The organism is Phenylobacterium sp. (assembly GCF_030651755.1).
GTDB lineage: Bacteria > Pseudomonadota > Alphaproteobacteria > Caulobacterales > Caulobacteraceae > Phenylobacterium.
Genome location: NZ_JAUSBZ010000048.1, coordinates 1 through 24,602 on the forward strand (window position 1 = coordinate 1; position 24,602 = coordinate 24,602).

General features: G+C 68.8%; 25 protein-coding genes. 12 read left to right on the forward strand and 13 right to left on the reverse strand.

What is annotated here, in order from left to right:
* The coding region (locus tag Q7V15_RS04490) for a hypothetical protein (protein WP_304754112.1) at positions 1 to 192 on the forward strand (192 nt) is incomplete at its 5' end.
* Positions 193 to 260: 68 nt separating this feature from the next.
* Here the strand turns inward: Q7V15_RS04490 and Q7V15_RS04495 are convergent.
* Positions 261 to 1,541 (reverse strand): MFS transporter, encoded by a 1,281-nt coding sequence (locus Q7V15_RS04495; protein ID WP_304754114.1) that lies wholly within the window; start codon positions 1,539 to 1,541, stop codon positions 261 to 263.
* Between the two features lie 155 nt (positions 1,542 to 1,696).
* On the opposite strand from Q7V15_RS04495, the gene Q7V15_RS04500 reads away from it, so the two are divergent.
* A complete protein-coding gene (locus Q7V15_RS04500; protein ID WP_304754116.1) occupies positions 1,697 to 2,944 on the forward strand; it encodes an aspartate aminotransferase family protein in 1,248 nt (415 codons plus the stop codon).
* The gene (locus tag Q7V15_RS04505; protein WP_304754118.1) at positions 2,934 to 3,791 is read left to right on the forward strand and encodes a PIG-L deacetylase family protein; all 858 of its coding nucleotides are present in this window, start codon (positions 2,934 to 2,936) and stop codon (positions 3,789 to 3,791) included. The genes Q7V15_RS04500 and Q7V15_RS04505 overlap by 11 nt, the downstream gene beginning before the upstream one ends.
* 119 nt (positions 3,792 to 3,910) lie before the next feature.
* Here Q7V15_RS04505 and Q7V15_RS04510 read toward each other — a convergent pair whose 3' ends face one another.
* Positions 3,911 to 4,762 (reverse strand): hypothetical protein, encoded by an 852-nt coding sequence (locus Q7V15_RS04510; RefSeq protein ID WP_304754119.1) that lies wholly within the window; start codon positions 4,760 to 4,762, stop codon positions 3,911 to 3,913.
* A gap of 236 nt (positions 4,763 to 4,998) precedes the next feature.
* Here Q7V15_RS04510 and Q7V15_RS04515 point away from each other — a divergent pair, with 236 nt between their 5' ends.
* The gene (locus tag Q7V15_RS04515) at positions 4,999 to 6,228 is read left to right on the forward strand and encodes an acyl-CoA dehydrogenase family protein (RefSeq protein WP_304754121.1); all 1,230 of its coding nucleotides are present in this window, start codon (positions 4,999 to 5,001) and stop codon (positions 6,226 to 6,228) included.
* 12 nt (positions 6,229 to 6,240) lie between these two features.
* On the opposite strand, the gene Q7V15_RS04520 is transcribed toward Q7V15_RS04515, so the two are convergent.
* The gene (locus Q7V15_RS04520; protein ID WP_304754122.1) at positions 6,241 to 6,531 is read right to left on the reverse strand and encodes a type II toxin-antitoxin system RelE/ParE family toxin; all 291 of its coding nucleotides are present in this window, start codon (positions 6,529 to 6,531) and stop codon (positions 6,241 to 6,243) included.
* Entirely contained in the window at positions 6,521 to 6,769 is a 249-nt protein-coding gene (locus tag Q7V15_RS04525) for a type II toxin-antitoxin system ParD family antitoxin (protein ID WP_370689767.1), read from the reverse strand. Before Q7V15_RS04525 ends, Q7V15_RS04520 begins: the two co-directional genes overlap by 11 nt.
* Positions 6,770 to 6,889: 120 nt before the next feature.
* On the opposite strand from Q7V15_RS04525, the gene Q7V15_RS04530 reads away from it, so the two are divergent.
* Positions 6,890 to 7,165 carry a hypothetical protein gene (locus Q7V15_RS04530; RefSeq protein ID WP_304754124.1) on the forward strand — a complete coding sequence of 92 codons (276 nt, stop codon included), beginning with the start codon at positions 6,890 to 6,892 and terminating at the stop codon, positions 7,163 to 7,165.
* Between the two features lie 15 nt (positions 7,166 to 7,180).
* Here Q7V15_RS04530 and Q7V15_RS04535 read toward each other — a convergent pair whose 3' ends face one another.
* Positions 7,181 to 7,846 carry a protein tyrosine phosphatase gene (locus Q7V15_RS04535; RefSeq protein WP_304754125.1) on the reverse strand — a complete coding sequence of 222 codons (666 nt, stop codon included), beginning with the start codon at positions 7,844 to 7,846 and terminating at the stop codon, positions 7,181 to 7,183.
* 109 nt (positions 7,847 to 7,955) lie between these two features.
* Here Q7V15_RS04535 and Q7V15_RS04540 point away from each other — a divergent pair, with 109 nt between their 5' ends.
* Genes Q7V15_RS04540 through lpxK form a run of 5 tightly spaced genes read left to right on the forward strand, consistent with a single transcriptional unit; the run spans position 7,956 to position 13,770 of the window.
* On the forward strand, positions 7,956 to 9,749 hold the full coding sequence (locus tag Q7V15_RS04540) for an ABC transporter ATP-binding protein (RefSeq protein WP_304754127.1): 1,794 nt from the start codon (positions 7,956 to 7,958) through the stop codon (positions 9,747 to 9,749).
* Positions 9,746 to 10,480 carry a lysophospholipid acyltransferase family protein gene (locus Q7V15_RS04545; protein ID WP_304754129.1) on the forward strand — a complete coding sequence of 245 codons (735 nt, stop codon included), beginning with the start codon at positions 9,746 to 9,748 and terminating at the stop codon, positions 10,478 to 10,480. Before Q7V15_RS04540 ends, Q7V15_RS04545 begins: the two co-directional genes overlap by 4 nt.
* 4 nt (positions 10,481 to 10,484) lie before the next feature.
* Positions 10,485 to 11,459: a cation diffusion facilitator family transporter gene (locus tag Q7V15_RS04550; protein WP_304754130.1), complete on the forward strand. Its 975-nt coding sequence runs from the start codon at positions 10,485 to 10,487 to the stop codon at positions 11,457 to 11,459.
* Positions 11,456 to 12,751 (forward strand): 3-deoxy-D-manno-octulosonic acid transferase, encoded by a 1,296-nt coding sequence (locus Q7V15_RS04555; protein ID WP_304754131.1) that lies wholly within the window; start codon positions 11,456 to 11,458, stop codon positions 12,749 to 12,751. Before Q7V15_RS04550 ends, Q7V15_RS04555 begins: the two co-directional genes overlap by 4 nt.
* A complete protein-coding gene (gene lpxK / locus Q7V15_RS04560) occupies positions 12,748 to 13,770 on the forward strand; it encodes a tetraacyldisaccharide 4'-kinase (RefSeq protein WP_304754133.1) in 1,023 nt (340 codons plus the stop codon). The genes Q7V15_RS04555 and lpxK overlap by 4 nt, the downstream gene beginning before the upstream one ends.
* A gap of 9 nt (positions 13,771 to 13,779) precedes the next feature.
* Here lpxK and Q7V15_RS04565 read toward each other — a convergent pair whose 3' ends face one another.
* The 8 genes from Q7V15_RS04565 to Q7V15_RS04600 form a co-directional block, all read right to left on the reverse strand.
* Positions 13,780 to 14,856 (reverse strand): phosphotransferase, encoded by a 1,077-nt coding sequence (locus tag Q7V15_RS04565; protein ID WP_304754134.1) that lies wholly within the window; start codon positions 14,854 to 14,856, stop codon positions 13,780 to 13,782.
* 137 nt (positions 14,857 to 14,993) lie between these two features.
* Positions 14,994 to 16,265, reverse strand: a complete 1,272-nt coding sequence (gene purD, locus Q7V15_RS04570) for a phosphoribosylamine--glycine ligase (RefSeq protein WP_304754136.1) — start codon at positions 16,263 to 16,265, stop codon at positions 14,994 to 14,996.
* Between the two features lie 44 nt (positions 16,266 to 16,309).
* The gene (phoB, locus tag Q7V15_RS04575; RefSeq protein WP_304754138.1) at positions 16,310 to 16,999 is read right to left on the reverse strand and encodes a phosphate regulon transcriptional regulator PhoB; all 690 of its coding nucleotides are present in this window, start codon (positions 16,997 to 16,999) and stop codon (positions 16,310 to 16,312) included.
* Positions 17,000 to 17,013: 14 nt separating this feature from the next.
* Positions 17,014 to 17,712, reverse strand: a complete 699-nt coding sequence (gene phoU, locus Q7V15_RS04580) for a phosphate signaling complex protein PhoU (protein WP_304754140.1) — start codon at positions 17,710 to 17,712, stop codon at positions 17,014 to 17,016.
* Between the two features lie 16 nt (positions 17,713 to 17,728).
* A complete protein-coding gene (gene pstB, locus Q7V15_RS04585; protein ID WP_304754142.1) occupies positions 17,729 to 18,547 on the reverse strand; it encodes a phosphate ABC transporter ATP-binding protein PstB in 819 nt (272 codons plus the stop codon).
* A 41-nt stretch (positions 18,548 to 18,588) separates the two neighbouring features.
* Positions 18,589 to 19,890, reverse strand: coding sequence for a phosphate ABC transporter permease PstA (gene pstA, locus Q7V15_RS04590; protein ID WP_304754143.1), 1,302 nt, complete (start codon positions 19,888 to 19,890; stop codon positions 18,589 to 18,591).
* Positions 19,883 to 21,325: a phosphate ABC transporter permease subunit PstC gene (gene pstC, locus Q7V15_RS04595; protein ID WP_304754145.1), complete on the reverse strand. Its 1,443-nt coding sequence runs from the start codon at positions 21,323 to 21,325 to the stop codon at positions 19,883 to 19,885. The genes pstA and pstC overlap by 8 nt, the downstream gene beginning before the upstream one ends.
* Positions 21,326 to 21,438: 113 nt before the next feature.
* Entirely contained in the window at positions 21,439 to 22,884 is a 1,446-nt protein-coding gene (locus Q7V15_RS04600; RefSeq protein WP_304754146.1) for an ATP-binding protein, read from the reverse strand.
* A 187-nt stretch (positions 22,885 to 23,071) separates the two neighbouring features.
* Here Q7V15_RS04600 and Q7V15_RS04605 point away from each other — a divergent pair, with 187 nt between their 5' ends.
* Both Q7V15_RS04605 and Q7V15_RS04610 read left to right on the forward strand, forming a co-directional pair.
* Positions 23,072 to 24,124, forward strand: a complete 1,053-nt coding sequence (locus Q7V15_RS04605) for a PAS domain-containing protein (RefSeq protein WP_304754148.1) — start codon at positions 23,072 to 23,074, stop codon at positions 24,122 to 24,124.
* Entirely contained in the window at positions 24,117 to 24,602 is a 486-nt protein-coding gene (locus Q7V15_RS04610; RefSeq protein ID WP_304754150.1) for a response regulator, read from the forward strand. Before Q7V15_RS04605 ends, Q7V15_RS04610 begins: the two co-directional genes overlap by 8 nt.

Sequence of the window (24,602 nt, forward strand, 5' to 3'; positions counted from 1 at the left end):
GACGGAAGGCCCGTGAAGCCCTTCGGGGCAGCCAGTAAGGTCACTCGTGAGCAGGCGGACGCATGGGCGTCGCAGGAACTCCGAAAGTTTAAGGCGCGAAAGCGTCTGGAGGCAGAGGACAGCGGCGAAGATGAGCTTCGCAAGATTGCTGCTGAGGCTAAGGCGATGTCGCGCCAGAAAAGGCGAGACTAAGTCCTACGCGACCATCTTTCCCCTGTGGGTCCCCTCAAAGCGCGAATTAATCCCTTTAGACCGTCAGCCTAATCCTCCACCGTCCGCCGCAGGGGCGCGAGCGCCACGAGGCTGACCAGGGCTGCGGCGCCGAGATAGAAGCCGACCGGGACCAGGCCGCCCCAGTCGGCCAGGAGCTGGGCGACCAGGGGGGCGAGGCCGCCGCCCAGGATGCCGCCGACATTGAAGGCCACCGAGGCGCCGGTGTAGCGGACCCGGGCCGGGAACAGGCCCGGCAGGAAGGCGCCGAGCGGCCCATAGACGAAGCCCATGCAGAACAGGCTGAGCGACAGGAAGCCGAACACCAGCAGCAGCGAGCCCGAGCCCAGCATCGGCGCCAGCAGGAGGCCCGCGACGATCACCATGCCGCAGCCCCACATGAGCACGCCCCGCGGCGTGGTGGCGTCCGACCAGTAGCCGGCGATGACGATGCCCACGGCCATGAACAGGATGGCGCCCAGCTGGATGGCCAGGAAGGCTTCCCGCGAATAGCCGAGCGTGGTGACGCCGTAGCCCAGGGCGAACGAGGTGGAGAGGTAGTAGGTGGCGAAGCAGGCCACCACGGCGAAGGTGCCGCCGAGCGTCTCCAGGGGGTGGCGGGCCAGGAGCTCGAACAGGGGGGTCTTGGGGGGCGGGGCTTCCTCCAGGGCCTTGGAGAAGGCCGGGGTCTCGGTGAGCTTCAGGCGGACCCAGAGGCCGACGCCGACCAGCACCGCGCTGAGCAGGAAGGGGATCCGCCAGCCCCAGGCGATGAACTGCTCCGGCGTCAGCAGCAGGCCCAGAATGAGGAACAGGCCGTTGGCGGCGATGAAGCCCACCGGCGCGCCGAGCTGCGGGAACATGCCAAAGCGCGCCTTCCAGCCGGGCGGCGCGTTTTCCACCGCCAGCAGGGCGGCGCCGCCCCACTCGCCGCCCAGGCCCAGGCCCTGGCCAAAACGCAGCAGGCACAGCAGGGCGGGCGCGATCCAGCCCGCCATGGCGTAGGTCGGCAGGAAGGCGATGGCGAAGGTCGAGACGCCCATCAGCATCAGGGAGGCGACCAGGGTCGATTTGCGGCCGATCCGGTCGCCATAGTGGCCAAACAGCGCCGCGCCCACGGGCCGGGCGAAGAAGGCGATGGCGAAGGTGGCGTAGGCGGAGAGCAGCTGGGCCGAGGGGGAGGCCGCCGGGAAGAACAGCGGCCCGAACACCAGGGCCGCGGCCGTGGCGTAGATGTAGAAGTCGTAGAACTCCACCGCCGTGCCCACCAGGCTTGCGCCCAGCACGCGGCGGTTGGAGGGCGCGCTCAGCGCCCCGATCCCTTGCGACATGGTTTCCCCCTCCCGTCGAGGCTGAGGGCTTGGCCTCCGCCGCGATGAAGGTCAAGCCTCGAGGCTCTTGCGAACCCCCTCGGTTGTGCCACCTTGAGCAGCCACAAGGATCAGAGCCGCAAAGCGGCCGACCTGCCCCGGGGAGGGCGAACCCGATGACGAATCTGCCGACGACGGCGCTGCCGACCAAGGGCGCGCCCTGGGCCGAGGTTTCCGCACGCATGGACCAGATGGGCCAGGGCGATGTGAAGTGGCGGGAGGGCAAGGCGGCCGTCTATGTGTTCAACGCCGGCCCTGAGATCGAACAGGTGCAGAAAGAGGCTTACGCAAAGTTCGCGTCGGAGAACGGGCTGGGACCGGCCGCCTTTCCGAGCCTGAAACAGATGGAGGCCGAGGTGGTGGGCTTTGGCCTCGCCCTTCTGCACGGCGATGGGGGATGCGTCGGCAACATGACCAGCGGCGGCACCGACTCCATCCTGATGGCGGTGAAGGCCGCCCGGGACCATGCCCGCAAGGTGCGCGGCCTGACCGGCCAGCTGAACCTCGTCCTGCCCCGCTCGGCCCACCCGGCCTTCGACAAGGCCTGCGCGGTGATGGAGATCGAGGTGCGGCGCACGCCGCTGAAGGACCTGCTGGCCGATCCTGTGGCCATGGAGGCGGCGATCGATGGCCAGACGATCATGATCGTCGGCTCGGCGCCCTGTTTCCCCTATGGCCTGATCGATCCCATCGAGGCGCTTGGGGCGCTGGCCGAGCGGCGCGGTGTCTGGCTGCATGTGGACGCCTGTGTCGGCGGCTATATCGCCCCCTTCGTGCGGATGAACGGGGCGGCCATTCCGCCCTTCGACTTCGAGGTGCCGGGCGTGTCGTCCATCTCGGCCGACCTGCACAAGTACGGCTATTGCGCCAAGGGGGCGTCCACCGTCTTCTTCCGCAGCGAGGAGCTGCGGGCCCACATGATCTTCGAGGTCGGCGACTGGCCGGCGGGCAAGATGGTCACCCCCACCCTGGCCGGCACAAGGCCCGGCGGCGCCATCGCCGCGGCCTGGGCGGTGATGAATGTGCTGGGCGTCGAGGGCTACAAGGCCAAGCACCGCGAGGTCACCGAGGCCCGTCAGGCCATCGGCGAGGGGGCGCAGGCCCAGGGCTGGCGCCTGCTGGGGGACCCGATGCTGGGCATTGTCGCCTTCACCCGGGAGGATGTGAATCCGTTCGCGGTGCTCAAGCATCTCTATGGGCGCGGCTGGGTGACCAGCGCCGTGACCGAGCCGGCGGGCCTGCATCTGATGCTGTCGCCGGTTCACAAGTCCGTCGCCGATACCTATCTGGCGGATCTGGAATGGGCGAGCGCCGCGGCCCGGGGCGACGGCGGCAAACCTGCGGAGGCGCGCTATGGCGGATAGACGGCAAATCCCCTGGGGGGCTGTCGCCGCCGTCGGTCTGCCCACCGCCCTGCTCGGGGGCTTTCTGCTCGCCCGAGGTCAGCTGAACGATGAGTCTGTGCCCCGGGCGCAGATCCTGCCCGGGGTCGGCGCCGAGGTGACGGTCCTGGCCATCTGGGCCCATCCGGACGACGAGATCACCTGCGCCGGGACCCTGGCCCGCATGGCCAAGGCCGGGGCGCGGATCATCCTGCTCTATCTCACCCACGGGGAAGCCGCCCAAGGCACGGGCTATGACCTCGAGGAACTGGCCAAGGTGCGGCTGGCCGAGGCCAAGGCCGCCGGGCGCCTGCTGGGCGCCGAAGCCGTGGAGGTGCTGGACTTCCCCGACGGGGGGCTCAGCGGACTCGACCCCGCGGGACCCAAGGCCGCCATCGCCGCCGCCATCGGCCGCTATCGCCCCCAGGTCCTGATCAGCTTTGACGAGAAGGTCGGCTTCTATGGCCATCCCGACCACATCCGCACCGGGGTCTGGGTGCGCGAGCTGTTCGAGGCCGCGCCCAAGGACAGCCCCTGGCCGCGCCTGCTCTATCAGGTGACCCTGCCCGGCGCCCTGGTGCGGCTGGCCCGCCGGCTGGTGGAGGCCTTCCGCACCCACTATCCCGCCGACCCGGACAAGGGCCTGCCGCCGCCGGACCTGGCGGTGAACATTGCGCATGAGGCGCAGACCAAGCGCGCCCTGCTGGACGTCCACGCCTCCCAGGCCAGGATCATCGCCGACGTGCAGCCCTATTATGATCGCCTCCCGGCCTGGCTCTATTACCGGCTGTTCGACCGGGAATATTTCGCCTCGATCCGGCGGCGCTGAGGGGTCAGGCGCCCTTAGAGCGCGTTCCGATAAGTGGGAACCGGTTGTCGGAACGAAACGCGCTCCAGACTTAGAGTTTAGAGCCTGATTCAACGATCAGACGATTCCGTCTGATCGCATCAGGCTCTAGCCCAGAGGGGCGAGGAGTCCTTCATGAAACGCAGGCAGAAGGTCACCCGGGCCTGATCCCTGCCGGTCCTGGGATCGGCGATCAGCACGTCGTACCAGACATTCTCCGTTCGCGGACTTTCGGTCAGGGCGTGGACCCGGGTGCGGCCCACATAGTCGACGCCGGCCCGCAGGGGACCTTCCAGAAACTGAATTTCCAGCGCCCCGAACAGGCCGACGGCCGCGCCCGCGGAGCCGACGACGGCCGATCGGGCGCCATGGGCCAGATGCACCACCATCGAGGGCGGCAGGACACCGTCCTGATAGCATTCAAGGGGCTCGGTGATGGTCTCCAGCCGCTGCGTCAGGGCCTCAGGCGAGATGCGCAGCGCAAGGCCATGGGCCTCGTCGCCCACATGCACGTCGGCCAGGATGCGGATGGCGCTGCGCGGTGCGGTCTCCTGGGTCAGAAGATGGCGCGACAGCTCCGAACCCGCATCGGCGTGATCGGCGGCGCTGCCCTGGCAGATCAGGGCCATGGCCTGGTCATACATCTGCAGGCGGGCCCGCTCGGCGCCCGGGGTGGCCTGGGCGCTCACCGCCTCGCCGTCCACGGTGGGCTGTTTGAACAACAGGGAGAGATTGCCGCCTTCGAACCAGGCCTGCCCATAGAGGTCGACCAGCAGGGGCACGAACTGGTCCATGTGGATGGAGCCGGCCACCGTGCCGCCGCGAAAGCCCAGCTTGCTGGCGGTGGCGTCTTCGTGGATGGAGCCCTTGATCTCGCTGGCCGTATTGCGCGGCGTGCGGAGCGGCCCGACCAGAGTCGTGCCGTCGCCTGCCGCCTGTTGTGCGACGCGCATCTTCGTTTCCTTCCCTGACCCGGTCATTGGCGCCGAGCTCATTTTTGTCTTCCGCCGCGCGCCCCCACGGACTGGTGGCGGCGGCATGACACGGTTATCCTGACACGGCCCCGCCAGAGGGTCACGGCGCCAATTGTCGCCGATCAGACACGGAGGACTTCGCGGCCGCCAGAGCCCGGCGGCCGTCCCTGCCGCCCAATCAGAACAGAGCCGCCCAAGGCGGCCGGGAGCGACCCATGACCGACCCCATGACCGAACGGTCCGCCGACCTCGACGGCTTTCGCCAGACCGCCAGGTCCTGGCTGGTCGAGAACTTCCCCGCCGCCCTCGCCCACCGCCCGGCCCCTGGCCCCGGCGTCGAGGAGGGGGCGGAGACCGACGACGCCCGCCTGTGGAAGACCCGGATGGGCGAAAAGGGATGGGGCGTGCCCACCTGGCCGGCCCGCTATGGGGGCGGCGAGCTTTCTCCGGCGCAGGCCCGGGTGCTGGCCGAGGAGATGACGGCCATCGGCGCCCAGAACCCCATCGGCGGCATGGGGGTGATGATGTTTGGCCCCACCCTGCTGGAATACGGAAACGAGGACCAGAAGGCCCGCCACCTGCCGCCCATCGCCCGGGGCGAACTGCGCTGGTGCCAGGGGTTCTCAGAGCCGGGCGCAGGCTCCGACCTCGCCTCGCTGTCGACAAGGGCGCAGGACAGGGGCGACCACTGGCTGGTCAACGGCCAGAAGATCTGGACCTCCGGCGCCCACCTGGCCGACTGGTGCTTCTGTCTGGTCCGCACCGATACGAGCAAGAAGCACGAGGGCATCTCCTTCCTGCTGATCGACATGAAGAGCCCCGGCGTCGAGGCCCGCCCCATCCTGCTGATCGCCGGCAATTCCCCCTTCTGCGAGACCTTCTTCACCGATGTGAAGGTCCCCAAAGAGAACCTGGTCGGCCCGCTGAACGGGGGCTGGACCATCGCCAAGCGCCTGCTGCAGCATGAGCGCAGCGGTCTGGCTGGCGCCGCTGGCGCCCAGCGCGCCCAGGTCAAGGTCCCCCTGCCCCAGTTGGCCAAGGCCTATCTGGGCGCCGACGAGGCCGGCCGCATCGCCGACCTCGACCTGCGCCAGCGGATCATCAACTATGAGATGGACCTGAAGGCCTTCCAGCAGACCGCCGAGCGTGCGGCCCTGGAGGCCCGGTCCAATCGCGGGCCGAGCGCGGCCACCTCGATCATGAAGAACGCCGGCTCCTTCCTGCGCCGGGACGGGGCTGAGCTGACCGTCGAGATCATGGGCTGGCAGGGCCTGGGCTGGAGCGGCGACCCCTTTTCCGACGACGAACTGGCGGCGACCCGCACGCTTGGCAGCTCCAAGGCCGGAACCATCGCCGGGGGCTCCCAGGAGGTGCAGTACAACATCATCGCCAAACGCATCCTCGGCCTGCCCGACCCGATCTCGGCGGCGGCGCGGCAGGGCTAGGTTCGGGCGGCCTCAGGCGTCAATCGTTTGCCAGTCCTCGCCGCCGTGTCGGATGCGCTGGATGAAGATGTTTGCGCCGTCGGGGCGGTAGAAGATGATGTGCGACCTATAGGGATGCCCGCGGGTGGCCGGGCCAAGTTCTGGACGGGCGCACGCCGCCATCGGGAAGTGCGAGAGAAACTCCAGCGCCTCGACCAGGCCGGCGACATAGAGCTCCGCCTGGGCGACGCCAAAGGCCGCAGCCCCGTGGAGATAGAGGTTTTCGAGGTCCTCAGCCGACTTGCGGCTGAACCTATAGGCCACGCCCGCCCAGGCGCCCCCGCGCCCTGTCGAGGATATCGGCGGCGGACAGGTCGCTGGCGCCGCTCTCTTCCCCTTCCTGGATCAGTTGCTGGAGCGCAGCCCGTTTGTCGGCCCGCTCCTGGTCGCGGCGGATCAGGTCGCGGACATAGTCGCTGGCGTTGCTGTAGCGGCCGGTCGCAGCCCGCCCCTCGACCCAGTCCTTCATCGCATCGGGCAGCGAGACGTTCATCGTCGCCATGGCGCACCTCCAGGCGGGAGCCTCGGTAAATTGGCAAACTTTGTCAATGTGGGCCGGAGACGGTCTTTGTCTCCAGACGGCGGAGGGTTTAGACTGTCGCCGACGAATTGGATGGATGCGATGAGCGACGCGGTCGGCCCTGGCGATCTGGTTCTGTGCGTCAATGCGGCGCCCAATCACGCCACGGGACGCCCCGTGCCCCTGCAGGCCGGCGAGACCTATCGCGTCTGGGCGGTGATGGACTTCGTCTGCCCCTGCGGCCGTTCCGACGCGCTGATCGATGTCGGCATCGACTTCGCCTGGTGCCAGTCCCGCTTCCGCCTGCTCCCCAAACCCAAGGCCCAGGCCAGGCCCCAGAAGGTGTCGGCGCCGAAGGAGAAGGAAACGGTGCGGTAGAGGGCCGCCCCGCCCCTACTCCCGCTTCAGCAGGCGCTCGGTGAACAGCGTCCCCCACCACTTGGCGCGGAAGTCGGCCTTCATAGCGTCGGGCTGGTAGGCGGGGCTTTCGACCCATTCGACGAAGGACAGGCCGGCGGGCTCGCCCTCGGCCAGGTAGCGCTCGAACACATAGTCCAGCACGCCGGTCTTGCCGGCCTTCATGTGCAGGTAGCGCAGGTGCAGCTGGTCGAGGGCCTCGGCGATCGGCTTGCCCTTGCGGAAGTGCATGTAGAAGACGCTCATGATGCCGGCCCGGTCCGCGCCGGACTTGCAATGCATCAGGGCGGGATATTCGATCGACTGGAACAGGTCCCGGGCGCCCAGGACGCGGGCGCGGCTCGGCACCTCGCGCGAGGTGATGGTGAAGTCCACCAGGGTCAGGCCCAGCTGCGCGCAGGCCTCCTTCTCCAGCACATAGAAGCTGCCGTCGAAACCGCCGCGCAGGTTGATGATGGTCTTGATCCCCCGGGCCTTCCACCCGGCCAGCTGCTCGGGCGAGGGCTGGTTGGTGCGCACCAGTTCGTCGCTGATCCAGTGGGCGTTCTGGAAGCGCAGGCGCAGGAAGGCGTGGTCGTTCCACATATAGTCCCGCAGGGCGCGCTTGCGGCCTTCCGGCGTCGTGAGATCGAATTGGGCCAAGGGGCGCTCCCAGATTTGCTGCATAACTAGGCGTTCGGGGCGGCGAACGGAAGCCTCGAGCCCGAGCCCCTTACTTGACTTGCGCGCCGTGACGGACGACGCCAGGGCCATGAGTTCCACGGCCACACCGGAGGCGCCCAAGACGCCTGTCCAGACGCCCGCCCGCGTCCTGATCGGCCGCATCGCGCAGGTCTATCTGAAGCCGCGCTGGAAGGGCTTCGCCCTGGCGCTGGTGGCCGCGGTGATCGTCGCCTTCTCCAGCGCCAAGCTGGTGCAGATCCTGGAGCCTGCGATCAACGACCTGCTGGTGGTGCAGAAGCCCGGCGCCATCTGGGCCATTCCGCTGGCCATCGCCGGCTACGCCATCCTGCGGGGCGTCGCCCAGGTGACCCAGGCCTCCCTGGTCAACCGGATCGGCAATGGGGTGGTGGGCGATGTGCAGGTGCAGCTGTTCGGCAAGCTGGTGCGGGCCGACCTCGCCCGCCTGCGGGGCCAGCATTCGGGCGCCTATGTCTCCTCGGTGCTCTATGACGCCGGCCTGATCCGCGAGGCGGCGACGTCGGGCCTCGTCAACTACACCCAGCACTTCCTGACCGTGATCGGCGCGGTGCTGGTCATGCTGTCCAACGATCCGATCCTGACGCTCGCCATCCTGCTGGCCGCGCCCCTGGCGACGGGGATCATGCGGCGGTTCTCCAAGAAGACCACCAAGGCCGCCAAGGGCGCCATGGCCGAGACCTCGGCGCTGTCGACCGCCATCATGGAGAGCCTGGACGGGGTTCGGGTGGTGAAGATTGAGAACCGCGAGGCCTTCGAGGAGGCCCGGGTCGCCGAGGTGGTGGCCCGGCGCCAGGCCCATCTGGTCAAGGGCGCCAACGCCCGGGCCGCCGCCGCGCCAGCCACCGAGACCCTGATGACCCTGATCGTGGCCGGCGTCATGGCCTATGCCGGCTGGCGGGCGGCGGCCGGGGCGATGAATGTCGGGGCCTTCGTGGCCTTCATCGGCGCGCTCGGCATGGCGTCCCAGTCCCTGCGGCAACTGGCCAATCTGCAGACCGTGTTCGCCGAGGGTCTGGCCGGCGCCCGGCGGCTGTTCGAAGCCCTTGATGTGGAGCCGCTGATTCGCGAGCCGGCCGAGGCCAGGAGCTTGCCCCGCAGCGACGGCGCCATCGCGTTCGAGAACGTCAGCTTCGCCTATGGCGAGGGCGCGCCGGCCCTGACTGGGGTGACCTTAAGCGCCCATCGCGGAGAGACCATCGCGCTGGTCGGCCCATCGGGCGGCGGCAAGAGCACCATACTGAACCTGATCCCCCGTTTTTACGACGTGACCGCGGGCCAGGTGACCATCGACGGCGCCGACGTGCGGGACCTGGGTCTGGCCTCCCTGCGCGACCAGATCGCCCTGGTGACTCAGGAGCCCTTCCTGTTCGACGACACCATTCGCGCCAACATCGCCTATGCGAGGCCGGAGGCCAGCCAGGCCGAGATTGAGGCCGCCGCCCAGGCGGCCGCGGCCCACGACTTCATCTCCGCCCTGCCGGACGGCTACGCCACCCTGGTGGGGGAAGCCGGCGCGCGGCTGTCCGGCGGCCAGCGCCAGCGGATCGCCATCGCCCGGGCCTTTCTGAAGGACGCCCCCATCCTGCTGCTGGACGAAGCCACCAGCGCGCTGGACACCGAGAGCGAGGCCCAGGTTCAGGCGGCCCTGACCCGGCTGATGGCCGGGCGGACCACCATGCTGATCGCCCATCGCCTGTCGACGGTCCGCGGCGCCGACCGCATCTATGTGATCGACAAGGGCCAGGTGGTGGAGACCGGCGACCATGCCAGCCTGGTCAAGGCCCAGGGTCTCTATGCCCGCCTGGCCAAGAGCCAGGACCTGGAGACGGAGAGCGCGGCGTGAAGGGTCTGCTGCGGCGGCCCCGCGTGCAGGCGGTCCTGGGATGGATGGTGGCGGGCTATCTGCGGCTGATCCTGCGAACGGTCCGTTGGCGTCATGTGAACCTTCAGTCGGTCGAGCCCATGCTGGCCGGCGAGGGAGGAGCCCTGGTTCTGTTGTGGCACGGCCGGATCCCGGTCAGCCTTTCGCTCGCCCCACACCTGCGGCGCAGGCCCGAGCGTCGGGTCCTGATCTCGCCTTCGTCAGACGGCGAGTTCCTGGCCCAAGCCCTGGCCCGGTGCGGCTTTCCCGCCATCCGCATGTCTTCGGCCAAAAAGGGGGATGCGGCCAAGGCCCGCGCGGCCGTGGCGGGGTTTCGGGAGTCCCTGAAGTTGGTCGGTGACGGCGGCGTGCTGGTCATCACCCCAGACGGGCCGCGAGGTCCCAATGAGGTGATCGCCCCAGGCGCCCTGCAGATCGCCCGGCGAGCCCAGGCTCCGGTCTATCTGGCCGGGATCGCCGCGGCGCCGGCCCTGAGCCTGAACACCTGGGACAGGGTGATGGTGGCCAGGCCCTTTGGTCGCGGCGCCGTGGTCTGGGTGGGGCCGTTGCTCGCGCCGGAACAGGCCGATGAGACTCAGATGGCGGCCCTGGGGGCGCAATGGTCGGCGGCCCTGTCAGCTGCGACCCGCCAGGCCGAAGCCCTGGTCGGGTCGGTCCCGGCGGGGCCTCGGGTTGGGGCGGCGGGGACCTAGGCCCATGGCGCACGATCATCCAGATCATCCCGACGGTCACGGCCATGCTCAGGGTCACAGCCACGACCACAGCCACGGCCTGGGGGGCCACCACCATCACGCCCCCAAGGATTTCGGCCGGGCCTTCGCCATTGGCGCCGTCCTCAACACCGGCTTTGTCATCGCCGAGGTAGCCGCGGGCCTCTGGTTCGGCTCCCTGGCCCTGCTGGCCGACGCCGGCCACAATCTGTCCGATGTGATGAGTCTGCTGCTGGCCTGGGGGGCGGTGGGGCTGGCCAAGCGCAAGCCGGCCGGCCGACGCACCTATGGCCTGCGCAAGGCGACCATCCTGGCCTCGCTCGTCAACGCCATCCTGCTGCTGGTCGCCGTGGGGGCCATCGTCTCCGAAGCCCTGCGGCGGATCGCCGAACCGTCGGAGGTGGCCGCCGCCCCGGTGATGATCGTGGCGGCCATCGGTGTGGTCATCAACACCGTCACAGCCCTGATGTTCATCGGCGGCGCCAAGGGCGACCTGAACATCCGCGGCGCCTTCCTGCACATGGCGGCCGATGCGGCGGTCTCCCTGGCGGTGGTGGTCGGGGCCGGCCTCATTGCGCTCACCAGCCTCTACTGGCTTGATCCCGCGCTCAGCCTGCTCATCGTCGCCGTCATCCTCGTGGGGACCTGGGGCCTGCTGCGGGACTCCGTCGACCTCGCCCTCGACGCCGCGCCCCGGGGGATCGATGTGGAGGCGGTGCGGACCTGGCTGGGGGATCAGCCCGGGGTCGCGGGCGTCCATGACCTGCATATCTGGGCGTTGAGCACCACGGAGACGGCCCTGACGGCGCACATCACCCGGCCCGACAACACCGAGTCCGACGCCTTTCTGCACGCCGCCTGCGAGGGTCTCCAGGCTCGGTTCGGCATCGGCCACGCCACCTTGCAGGTGGAGACCGGCGAGGCCTCGGTTTGCCGCCTCTTTCCCGCCGAGGTGGTATGAAGCCCGTCCCCCGTTCCCCGGGCCTTGTGGTCTATGGCCTGGCGCTGGCGGCTCTCGAGCCCCTGGCGCCTCTCCTGCTGCGCGCCCGCGCCCGACGGGGCAAGGAGGACGCCGAACGGCTGGACGAGCGCCTGGGCCGGCCAAGGGCCGCCCGCCCGGCGGGCGAGGTGGTCTGGCTGCACGGGGTGAGCGTCGGCGAAAGCGTCTCGCTGATCCCCCTGGTGGAAGCCCTGCGGGCTCAGCGGCCCGACCTGAACCTGCTGGTCACCTCCGGGACGCGCACCGCGGCCGAACTCCTGGCCCGGCGCCTGCCGGCGGGCGTCATCCACCAGTACGCCCCAGTGGACGGCCCCCGGGCGGTGGCCGGCTTTCTGGACCACTGGCGCCCCACCACGGCGATCCTGGTGGAGAGCGAGCTGTGGCCCAATCTGATCCTCGGCGCCGCCCGTCGCGGGGTGCGGCTGGCCCTGGTGTCGGCCCGCATGACCCAGAAAAGCGCCGATGGCTGGGCGCGGGCGGCCGGCGCGGCCCGGGCCATCTTGCAGAGCTTCGACCTGATCCTGCCCCAGGACGCCGAGACCGAGACCCGGCTGCAGGGCCTTGGGGCCACCACCGGCCCGCAGTTGAATCTCAAGCAGGTGGGCGCGCCCCTGCCCTGCGATGCGGCCGAACTGGAGCGCCTGCGTCAGCTGACCGCTGGGCGACCGGTGGTGCTGGCCGCCAGCACCCATCCGGGGGAGGAAGCCCTGGTGGCCGAGGCCGTCCACCGCCTGCGCGACGCCCAAGCCGGCGTCCTGCTGATCATTGCGCCCCGGCACCCGGAGCGCGGTGAGGCCGTGGCCGAGATCCTGCGGACCGCAGGCTTCAACACCGCCCGGCGCAGCGCCGGCGAGGCGCCTGGGCCGCTGGTCAGCGCCTATGTGGCCGACACCCTGGGCGAGCTTGGCCTGTTCTTCCGCCTGGCCGATATCGTGGTGATGGGCGGCGGCTACGCCCCTGGCGTCGGCGGCCATAACCCCCTGGAGCCGGCCCGGTTGGGGGCGGCCATCCTCACCGGCCCGTCGGTCTTCAACGCCGGATCGACCTATGAGGCGATGTTTGACGAGGTGGCCGCCCTCTGCGCCCCCGACGGCGAGGCCCTGACCCGTCATATCGCCGGACTGCTGGACAATCCCGCCATCGCCCGCCGGATGGGCGCCGCGGCCCAGGCCCATGCCGAGCGCTATGGCGCGGCCCTGGAGACGGCCATGGCCCGCCTCGCCCCGCTGCTGCCCGCTCAGGCGGCGCCATGAAGCTCTCCACTCCCCGCTGGTGGTACGTCCGCGAACGCGATCGCGCCGCCATGCCCATGACCCGGGCCCTGCTGAAACCGGCGTCCTGGATCTGGGCGGCGGTGACCGCCGGCAAGATCGCCAGGGCGGTTCCCCATGATCCAGGGGCGCCCGTGATCTGTGTGGGCAACATCACCATGGGCGGGACCGGCAAGACGCCGGTGGTCCAGGAAATCCTCGCCCGGCTGAGAGCGCGGGGGATCGAGGCGCACGGCCTGTCCCGGGGCTATGGCGGGCGTTTGGCGGGCCCCGTCCAGGCTGACCCCGCCCTGCACACCGCCGCCGATGTGGGCGACGAGCCGCTGATGATGGCCAAGTCGGCGCCCATCTGGATCGCCCGGGACCGCGCAGCCGGCGCCCGCGCCGCCGCCCTGGCCGGCGCCGGGGCCATTGTCATGGACGACGGCCACCAGAACCCGAGCCTGACCAAGCGGCTGTCGCTGATCGTGGTGGATGGAGAGACCCGCGAAGGGGAATGGCCCTTTGGCGACGGCGCGGTCTTTCCCGCCGGTCCCATGCGCGAGCCCCTGGCTGCTGGACTCGCCCGGGCCGATGCGGTGGTCATGATGCTGCCCGCTGACCTGGCTGCGCCAGACCGCGAGCTTCTGGCGCTGTTTGACCAGACGCCCGTGCTGATCGCCCGGCTCAGCGCCTCATCGCCGCCGCCGACGGGGCCGCAGGTGGCCTTCGCCGGCGTGGGCAAGCCCTGGAAGGTGGAGCGCGCCTTGAAGGCGGCCGGCTGCGAGCTGGCCGACTTCGTCGCGCTGCCGGACCACTTCGCCTATGACGCCGCAACGCTGGCCCGCCTGGCCGCCCGGGCCGAGGACTTCGGGGCCGGGCTGGTGACGACGGAAAAGGACTGGGCGCGTCTGCCGCCCGAATGGCGCACCCGGGTGGTCGCCTGGCCAGTGCAGGCGCAGTTCGAGGACGAGGCCGCCCTGGACGCCTTGCTGTCCAGGGCGATCGGTCAGCCTCTTTAATCCTGCCCCTTAGGCGGTGGCGCCGGCCTTCTGGGCGAAGCTCCAGCCAGCCTTGGCCAGCTGCGGAACCCGCTCCGCCATGGCCGCGGCCTGGGGGCTGTTGGCCGTGCCGTCGCGCACGCGGCCGACGATCCCCTGAATGATGCCGGCCAGGCGGAAGATGTTGTAGGCGAAGTACCAGTTGAGGTCCGGCAGGCTGTCGCGGCCGGTCAGGCGGCAATACTCGGCCACATACTCGTCGATGGAGGGAACCCCATGGGCCTCAAGATCGGGGATCTGGGCGATCGCCCCATTGACCCAGTTCATCAACAGATAGGTGAAATCGGCGAGCGGCTCGCCGAGAGTCGACAGCTCCCAGTCCAGCACGGCGATGACGCGGGGCTCGGTGGGATGCAGCACCATATTGTCCAGGCGGTAGTCCCCGTGGACCACCGAGGTGCGCTCCTGGGGCGGCACGGTGCGGGGCAGCCATTCGATCAGCCGCTCCATCTCTTCGAGCTTGACCGTCTCTGAGGCCCGATACTGCTTGGTCCAGCGGTCGACCTGCCGGCCCATATAGTTGCCGGGCTTGCCATAGTCGCCCAGGCCGATGGCTTCATGATCGGTGTTGTGAAGGTCAGCCAGGGTCTTGAGCTTGGCCATATAGATCGGGCGGCGCTCTTCCGGCGTGTACTGGGGCAGTTGCTGGTCCCAGAGGATGCGCCCCTCCACCATGTCCATCACATAGAACATGGTGCCGATCACCTCGTCGTCCGTACACAGGCCATAGCTCCGCGCCACCGGGAAGCCGGTGGGATAGAGGGCGCTGATGACCTTGTACTCGCGGTCCACCGCGTGCGCCGAGGGCAGCAGCTTGCCCGGCGGCTTGCGGCGCATGACGTACTTCTTGGTGGGCGTCACCAGCTGGTAGGTCGGGTTGGACTGGCCGCCCTTGAACTGGCGCACCTCCAGCGGCCCCTGGAAGCCTTCGACATTGGCCTGCATCCAGGCCTCAAGGCGGGCCTCGTCGAAGCGGTGGGATTCAGCGACCTCCTTGGTGCCGGTGTTCAGCTGTTCGCGCTGTTGTTCTGCGGCGTCGGCGGCCATGGGCGGTTTCCCTTTACTCACGTCTGGGTGCGCGTGTGTCTTACGCTTGTTTGAACCCACCTTACCGAGGCGCGGCATGGCGCCGCAAGGCGTTCGACGCCCCAGCGTACCGACCCCTAGAACCTAGGGGGCTCCGTTCAGCGGTTCAGCGCGCGCCATCCGATGTCGGAGCGATAGAAGCCGCCGGGCATATCAATCTGGTCCACCGCCGCATAGGCCGCCTGACGGGCGGCGGGGAAGTCTGCGCCAAGGGCGCAGACGTTCAGAACCCGGCCGCCGGCGGCCCGCAGGGTTCCGTCGGCGTCCCTCGCCGTACCGGCATGAAAGACCACGACGCCGTCGCCGAACGCCTGATCGGCGCCGGTGACGGGCGCGCCCGCCACGGGGGCGTCGGGATAGCCTTGCGCGGCCATCACCACGCAGACGGCGGCTTCATCGCGCCAGGCCGGGGCCGGAAGCCTGTCGAGCTGGCCCTTGGCGCAGGCGGCCAGATAGGGAACCAGGTCGCTCTCCAGGCGCAGCATCAGCACCTGGCACTCCGGGTCGCCGAAGCGGACATTGAACTCCACCAGGCGGGGGCCGTCGCGGGTGGCCATGAACTCGACGAACAGGACGCCGCGATAGGGCGCGCCCTCGGCGGCGATGGCGGCGAAGGTCGGTTCGGCCAATTCCCGGCGCACGCGATCGATCAGGTCGTCGGTGAACAGGGGGGCCGGCGCATAGGTCCCCATGCCCCCGGTGTTGGGACCCTGTTCGCCGTCATAGGCCCGCTTGTGGTCCTGGGCGTGGCCAAAGACCAGGGAATGGGTCCCGTCGCACAGGGCGAACAGGGAGCCGATCTCGCCTTCGAGGAATTCCTCGATCACCACCCGCGCGCCGGCGGCGCCGAAACGGCCCCCCAGGGTGTCGTCGATGGCGGCCTCGGCCTCGGCCCGGCTGGCCGCGATGACCACCCCCTTGCCGGCCGCCAGGCCATCGGCCTTGATCACATAGGGAGGCGAAAAGCGATCCAGGGCCGCCTTGGCCGCGCCGGCCTCATCGCAGACCACATAGGCGCCGGTGGGCAGACCATGGCGCTCGCAGAAGGCCTTGGTGAAGGCCTTGGAGGATTCCAGCTGGCCCGCCGTGCGGCTCGGTCCGAAGCAGGGAATGCCCGCGGCCGCCAGGGCGTCGGCGAGACCCGCCTCCACCGCCGATTCCGGACCGATCACCACCAGGTCCGCAGTCATCTCCTGGGCCAGGGCCACCAGGCCCGGGACATCGGTGGCCTTGACTGGACGCAGATCGCCCAGACCCTCCATGCCAGGGTTGCCCGGCGCCATGACCAGGCGGGTGAGCAGGGGCGATTGGGCGATCTTCCAGGCCAGCGCATGCTCGCGCCCGCCGGAACCGACGAGGAGGATGTTCATGGGCGGGCTTTGCCGCGCCCGACCTCAGGCGTCAAGCGAGGGGCTCAGGCCTCGACGTCGAGGGAATAGCCGGCCGAGCGCACGGTGCGGATGGGATCGATCTCGGCCTCGCGGTTCAAGGCCTTGCGCAGGCGGCCCACATGCACGTCGACGGTGCGGGCCTCCACATAGACATCCGAGCCCCAGACCGCGTCGAGGAGCTGTTCGCGCGAGAACACCCGGCCAGGGTGCTGCATCAGATAGTCCAGCAGGCGGAACTCGGTGGGACCCAGATGGATCTCCTGGCCGCCCCGCTTCACCCGGTGGGCGACCCGGTCGATGACCAGGTCGCCGATGCGAACCCGATCCTCCGCCAGGCCCGGCCGCAGGCGCCGCAGGACCGCGCGGATGCGAGCCGACAGCTCGGACATGGAGAAGGGCTTGACGATGTAGTCGTCGGCGCCGGTGTCCAGGCCGCGGATGCGGTCGGTCTCCTCGCCCCTTGCCGTGAGCATGATGATCGGAATGTTGCGGGTTTCCGAGCGCGCCCGCAGACGGCGGCAGACCTCGATCCCGGAGACCTTCGGCAGCATCCAGTCCAGCAGGATCAGGTCGGGAAGCTTCTCATCGACCATCATCAGGGCTTCCTCGCCATCGGCGGCGACGGCGACGGTGTAGCCCTCTTTTTCAAGATTGTAGTTCAGCAGGGTGGCCAGAGAGTCTTCATCCTCGGCGACCAGAATATTGGGGGTCATGGGCCGAACTTCCGTTACGGACGCTGCAGGGGATCGGTCTTGGGCCGGGCGGCCGCTATCGCCTCGTCCCCAGTGATTTCGTAGTGGATGATCTCGGCGATGTTGGTGGCGTGATCGCCGATCCGCTCCAGGTTCTTGGCCACGAACAGCAGGTGGGCGCAGGCCGTGATGGTCCGCGGATCGGCCATCATGTAGGTCAGCAGCTCCCGGAACAGGCTGTTGTAGTGCTCATCGACCTCGTCATCCCGCGACCAGACCGACATGGCCCGCTCCAGGTCCGAGGCGGTATAGGCGTCGAGGACTTCCTTCAGACGGGTGACCACCAGCCGGCCCATGCGCTCGATGGAGCGGGTCAGGGGCACCATGGGGTCGGAGTCGATGATGACGATGGTGCGCTTGGCGATGTTCTTGGCCAGGTCGCCGACGCGCTCGAGATTGTTGGCGATCTTCATGGCCGCGACGGTGCGGCGCAGATCGTTGGCCAGCGGCTGACGCAGGGCGATCATGCGGATCGCCTTGCGCTCGATATCGGCCTGAAGCACGTCCAGGCGTTCGTCGCGGCTGACCACCAGGTCGGCGGTCTGCTGGTCCCGGCGGACCACGGCCTCCAGCGCGTCGGCCACGGCCGCCTCGGTCAATCCGCCCATCCGCGCGCACTCGGCGGTGAGCATGTTGAGCTCGTCTTCGTAGGCCTTGACGATGTGTTCGTTCATGGCGGCGTCCTTCCGGTCAGCCGAAGCGGCCGGTGATGTAGTCCTGCGTGCGGGTGTCACGCGGGTTGGTGAAAATCTCGTCGGTGGCGCCGGCCTCGACCACCGCGCCCATGTGGAAGAAGGCCGTGCGCTGGGAGACCCGGGCGGCCTGGGCCATGGAGTGGGTGACGATGACGATGCAGTACTGGCTGCGCAGGTCGTCGATCAGCTCTTCGATCTTGGCCGTGGCGATGGGGTCCAGCGCCGAGCAGGGCTCGTCCATCAGGATCACTTCAGGGCTGACGGCGATGGCCCGGGCGATGACCAGGCGCTGCTGCTGTCCGCCCGAGAGGCTGGTGCCTGGCGCCAGCAGGCGGTCGGAGACTTCCTTCCAGAGACCGGCCCGCTTCAGGGAGGACTCGACGATATCGGCGAGTTCGCTCTTGCTGGTGGCGAAGCCGTGGATGCGGGGGCCATAGGCCACGTTCTCGAAGATGCTCTTGGGAAAGGGGTTCGGCTTCTGGAACACCATCCCCACCCGGGCCCGCAGCAGGACGGGGTCGACCTGGCGGTCGTTGACGTCTTCGCCATCAATGATGATCCGCCCATTCACCCGGGCGCCGGGGATGGTGTCATTCATCCGGTTGATGCAGCGCAGGAAGGTGGACTTCCCGCAGCCAGAGGGGCCGATCAGGGCGGTGACCATGCGGTCGGGCATGTCCAGGCTGACGTCGAACAGGGCCTGTTTCTCCCCGTAGAAGACGCTGACATCGCTGGCGGAAACCTTGCCCGTGGCCGATGAGCGGGGCGCCGTCACGGCCCCCGCGGCCAGGGTGTCGTCGCGTTGGGCGGTCATCTGCGGACTCGAACCTGAGGTGGAGTGGAAGGGCATGGGGATCACCACCGGCGCTCAAAGCGTCGACGCAAGATCACCGCCACGAGATTCATCAACACCATGAAGACCAGCAGCACGATGATGGCCGCGGCTGTGCGTTCATGGAAGGCCCGCTCCGAGGCGTTCTCCCAGATGAAGATCTGCACGGGCAGGACCGTGGCCGCGCTGGTCAGGGTTTCCGGCACGCCCGGGACAAAGGAGACCATGCCGATCATCAGCAAAGGCGCGGTCTCGCCCAGGGCATGGGCCAGGGAGAGGATGACGCCGGTCATCATGCCCGGCATGGCGAGCGGCAGGACGTGGTGGAACACCGTCTGGGTGCGTGAGGCCCCGACCGCCAGGGCCGCCTCACGGATCGAGGGCGGAACCGCCCGCAGGGCCGAGCGCGTGGCGATGATGATGGTCGGCAGGGACATCAGGGCGAGGACCAACCCCCCCAGCAGGGGGGACGATCGCGGAATGGCCAGCCAATTGATGAACACCGCCAGACCCAGGAGGCCGTAGATGATCGAGGGCACCGCGGCGAGGTTGTTGATGTTGACCTCGATCACGTCGGTCCAACGGTTCTTGGGCGCGAACTCCTCGAGATAGGTGGCCGCCAGGACCCCGATGGGCGCGGCCAGCAGGGCGGTGACGAACAGCATCATGGCCGAGCCGATCACGGCGCCCAGGACGCCGGCCTGCTCCGGCTCCGTCGAGTCCGACCGTGAGAGGAAGGTCCAGTTGAAGCCGCCGGTCACCCGGCCCTGGTCGCGCAACTCATCCAGCCAGTCCAGTTGCCGGTCGCTGAGCAGCCGGCCGCCGACCTCGGTGTCGCGGCTGATCTGGCCTTTGTAATAGAGGCTGGCATTGGCCTTCATCGGGCCTTGAACCGTGATGGTCTGCCCCACCAGGGAGGGATCGGCCCGCAGGCGGTCGAGGACCTGGAAGCCCAGGTCGCCGGAGAGGATGGACATCATCTGCGAGGACGCCTGACCATAGGGATCGTCCTCTTCCCCGAGCATCGCCAGGGCCGATTCAGCCACCATCAGATTGAAGTTGGAGCCGCCCAGGTCGGCCAGGTTCACCCGATTGGCGTCCACCTGGACCGGCAGGCTGACCCTGTAGTCCACAAAGGTGGAATAGCCCTGCAGACCAATGCGGCCCAGCAGGACCACCAGGAAGGTGAGGGCCAGGATGATCGCCGCCCGGCCATAGAGCCGGAACCGGGCTTCGGCCCGGTAGCGCCGCTTCAGCCGGGCTTCGGCCTCGGTGCGGGCGCGGGCCTTGGCGGCCTGGGCCGGGGTGAGCGCCGCGTCAGTCATATTGTTCCCGGTACCGCTGCACGATCCGCAACGCGACGATGTTGAGCATCAGGGTGATCAGGAAGAGGGTCAGGCCCAGGCCGAAGGCCGACAGGGTCTTTGGGCTGTCGAACTCCTGGTCGCCGGTGAGCAGGGTGACGATCTGCACCGTCACGGTGGTGACCGTGTCCAGGGGATTGATGGTGGCGCGGGCCTGAAGACCCGCAGCCATGGTGACGATCATCGTCTCACCAATGGCGCGGGAGACCGCCAGCAGAAGCGCGCCCATGACGCCCGGCAGGGCGGCGGGCATGATCACGCGGGTGATGGTCTCTGAACGGGTGGCGCCCATGGCCAGCGAGCCGTCGCGCAGGGACTGAGGCACCGCATTGATGATGTCGTCCGACAGGGACGAGACAAAGGGGATCAGCATGATCCCCATGACCGCGCCGGCCACCAGCGCCATCTGGTTCTGAACCTGCATCAGATAGAGGCCCAGGGCGTCGAACGGCCCGCCCAGAAGGGGCGCGCCAAGGCTGTTGAAGAACCCGCGGAACAGAGGTCCGACGGTCAGGGCGGCGAAGAAGCCATAGACCACCGTGGGGATGCCCGCGAGGATCTCCAGCAGCGGCTTGACCACCGCCCGGGTGGTGGCGCCCGCATATTCCGACAGATAGATGGCCGCGAACAGTCCCACGGGAGCCGCGACGGTCATGGCGATCATCATGATCAGGAAGGTGCCCATGAACAGGGGCACGGCGCCGAACGCGCCCGATGACGCCACCTGGTCGGCGCGAATGGCGATCTGCGGGTCCCAGGTCATGCCGAACAGGAATTCGAAGAGCGGCACCACCTGGAAGAAGCGCCAGCTTTCCCAGACCAGGGAGGCGACAATGCCGACGGTGGTCAGGACGGCGACCACCGCGCAGGCCAGGAACAGGGCCGCGACCCATCGTTCGACCCGCGGCCGGGCCGCAAAGTCGGCGCTCAACCGCGGCCAGGCCGCGGCCGCACCGGCCAGGGCGAGGACGAAGGCCAAGCTCAGGGCGGCGGCGGTCAGGTTGCGATGGATGTCCTTCGCCTGGACCAGCTTGGCGTTGAAGGCGTCGCCCAAGGCGCCGTCATAGACGGTCTGGCTGACCTGCCCGTCGTTCACGGTGGCCACGACGTCGTTGTAGAAAACGTCCTGGGTGCTGGCCGGAAGCGACGACACGGCCGCCGGCGGATCGCCGCGCAGAATGAGTTCTTCGACCTGGGCGCCCATCAGGCTGACCAGCAGCAGCACCAGAGCCGCCGGCGCCGCCGCCCACAGGGCGAGATAGGCGCCGTAGTAGCCCGGAAGCGAGTGGAGCAGACTCGGGCGATGCCCCGCGGCGCTGAGCACCTTGCGGCGACCGGCCGCGTAGGACGCAGCGGAGAACAGGATGAGCCCCAACAGGGCGATCCAGATGAGCATTCAGGCCTTCGTCTTGCAGCTCTAGGCGCGCATCACAGCGCCGGACGGCCGATCGCCGCCCCGCTTGGCGCGGCCGGAACCTGCCTGCGGTTTGCAGATCAAACGCGACACTTTCATGACACTTTTGCGACATCGTGGGAATTGTCGGGTGTGTCGGCGGCCGGGCCCTCCGCCAGCGGGAAGTAGGCGGTGAAGACAGCGCCCCGCCCTGGGGCGCTTTCGACCGCCAGGCCCCCGCGATGGCGGTTCACGATGTGCTTGACGATCGCCAGGCCAAGGCCTGTTCCGAGCTTTTCGCCGCTCTTTTGTCCTTCCACCCGGTAGAAGCGTTCGGTCAGCCGGGGCAGATGCTCGCGCTCCATGCCGGGGCCAGTGTCGATCACCGACAGGGCGGCGAATCGCTCTGGTCCATGATCGGGGGTCAGCAGGGACAGGCGCGCCGCCTCAGCCATCCGCGGGGCGACACAGGCCTCGGCGCTCAGGTCCGCCTGGAGCAGAATCCGGATCGTGCCCCCTGAGACGGAGTATTTCAGCGCATTGTCCACCAGGTTCTGGGTCACCTGAATGACCTGGTCCCGGTCTCCAATGGTCGAGACCGTTCCCCGGGGCGGGGTCTCTGCCTCGAGGACCACCCCCTTGTCGCGGGCCAGGGGGGCCAGGGCGTCGATCACGTCGAGCACGGCGGCGGCCAGATCCACTTCCTCCAGCGGCCGCACATGCTCGTTGAGCTCGATACGGCTCAGGGACATCAGGTCATCGATGAGACGGGACATCCGTTCGGCCTGCACATGCATGATGCCCAGGAAGCGGTCCCGCGCGCCCTCATCGCCGCGGGCGTGCCCCCTCAGGGTCTCAATGAAACCCGAGAGGGAGGCCAGAGGGGTGCGCAACTCGTGGCTGGCGTTGGCCAGGAAGTCGGCCCGCATGCGCTCGACCCGGCGGATGTCGGTCTCGTCGTGCAGCACCAGCAGGGCGAGCTGCGCGCCGTCGCTGGCGACGCCCAGCGGTCGGGCATAGACCCGGAAGATGCGTTCCTGGGTCCCGCCGGGTTCATAGACCGCCTCCCCCTCGAGGCCGCCGAACAGGGCTTCATCCACGACCTCAAGCACGTCGGGGTCTCGAATGGCCGTGACCAGAAGGCCCGCCTCCCGCTGGATCTTCAGCACCCGCCGGCCCGCCCGGTTGACCATCACGAACCGGCGGCCCGTCAGGTCGTCGGGCTCGTGGGCCGAGATCACCATGACCGGATCAGGCAGGGCGTTGAGCACCGAGGTGTAGGGCAGTGAAAGGGCGCCGGGCGCGACCTCGACATGGGTCTGCGCCATCTCGGCCTGAAGCCGGGCGGCTTCCTGCCGGGCGCGCCGGGCCTGGACAAGCGTCACCGCCAAGACCGCGGCGGCCAGGATCAAGGCCCAGGCCTGATGGGCCTCGCCAACCAGGGTGAGGACGGCCAGGGCCAGTCCGCCCGCCAGGCCGGTAATGACCACCGGTCCGGCGACAAAGCCCCGACGGGGCCTCAGCGGCAGGTGGGGCGGCAGGGATGGGGTCGGCTGCGGCACAATCGAATCTCCGTTCGCCGGATCATCCACCAAGCCGGACGCCTGTGTCATTGGCGTGACACACCAAACGCTGATCGGCCAGACCAGGCTGGGACGGCGTTCCCACGGGGGAACCCGGCCTGGGGGCCGGCGTTTGCAAAATCCGGGGAACGCGACGTCGATCATGTCGGGAAAAGGAAACAGTTTTTTGGCCGATAGCCTTCTGGCTCCTCGTGCGGGGATCGATGATCCGTTCGCCGCGGCCGTTCACGCCACTCGAATGCCGATGACCATCGTCGACGCCCAGGCGCCCGACATGCCCCTGGTCTTCGTCAATGACGCCTTCCTGAAGATGACGGGATATGTGCGCAGCGAGGTCCTGGGACGCAATTGTCGATTCCTGCAGGGACCAGACACCGACGCCAAGGCCAGTGCGACCCTGGCCCGGGGGGTGAGCGCGGGAGAGGCCGTCAGCGTCGACCTCCTGAATTACCGCAAGGACGGGACGCCCTTCTGGAACGCGCTGCAGATCAGCCCGGTCCGAAACGCCACGGGCCAGATCATCTACTTCATCGGCTCACAGGTGGATGTCACCGCCCGCAAGGCCGCTGAGACGGCCCTCGAGGCCGCTGCGGAGGAACAGGCCAAGACCGCCCAACAGGCCCTGGCTGACCGCACCGCCCTGCTGCATGAGGTCGACCATAGGGTCAAAAACAACCTCCAGCTCATCACCTCCCTGCTGGTGCTGCAGACCCGGCGGACCCTGGATGACACCACCCGCGGCGCCCTGGAGCGCATGCTTTCGCGGGTGAGCGCCATCGCCACGGTCCACCGCCGGCTGTTCCAGAGCCACGATCTGGAGCGTTTCGACGTGGCGACCTTTGTCCGGGACCTGATAGGCGATGTCTCCCCGGAACGGGATGAGGTCGCCATCCGCCTGGACCTCGAGCGCATCGACATCAACGCCGCCCAGGCCGCCCCGCTCGCCCTGGTGGTCAATGAACTGGTGGACAATGCGCTCAAGCATGGCCTGCCCGCCGGCCAGCCCGGACACCTGCGCATTCGGGTGCGCCGTCTGAACGGGGACTATGTGATCGAGGTCTGCGACGACGGCCCGGGTCTGCCCGCAAGCGGCGCGTTCGAGCCAGGCTTTGGCCTCACCATCACACATCTCCTCGCCCAGCAACTCCGCGCCACCCTGACCTTCGAGTCGGGGGCGCCCGGCCTGAGGGTCACAATGAAGATTCCAGTTCATGGATAGGCCCCTGGCGACACCCAACCCCCGCCCCCTCACGGTGTTGATCGTCGAGGACGAGGTGCTGCTCGCCGTTGAACTCGGCTTTCTGGTCCGCGAGGCCGGTTGCCTGGACGTGGGCCACGCCCTGGACTCCAAGGCGGCGGTCCAGCTTGCCGATCGGCTTCAGCCGGACATCGTCCTGGTCGATGTGCATCTGTCCGACGGCCCGACCGGGGTCGACGCGGTCCGGAAGATCCTCGAGGACCGGAAGGCCGTGGCGCTGTTCATGACGGCCAATGTGAAACGCCTTCCGGAGGACCTGGCCGGCGCCTGCGGGGTGATCGGCAAGCCCTATTCCGACGGGTCGATCCGCCAGGCCCTGACCTTCCTGGCCCATTGCCTGCAGGCTGGAACGGCGTCGGGGCCTCCGCCGCCAGGCCTGAACCTCTCGGAGACCTTTGCGGCCCGCTGGGGGGTCGACCAACTGGCCCGGGCAGGCTGA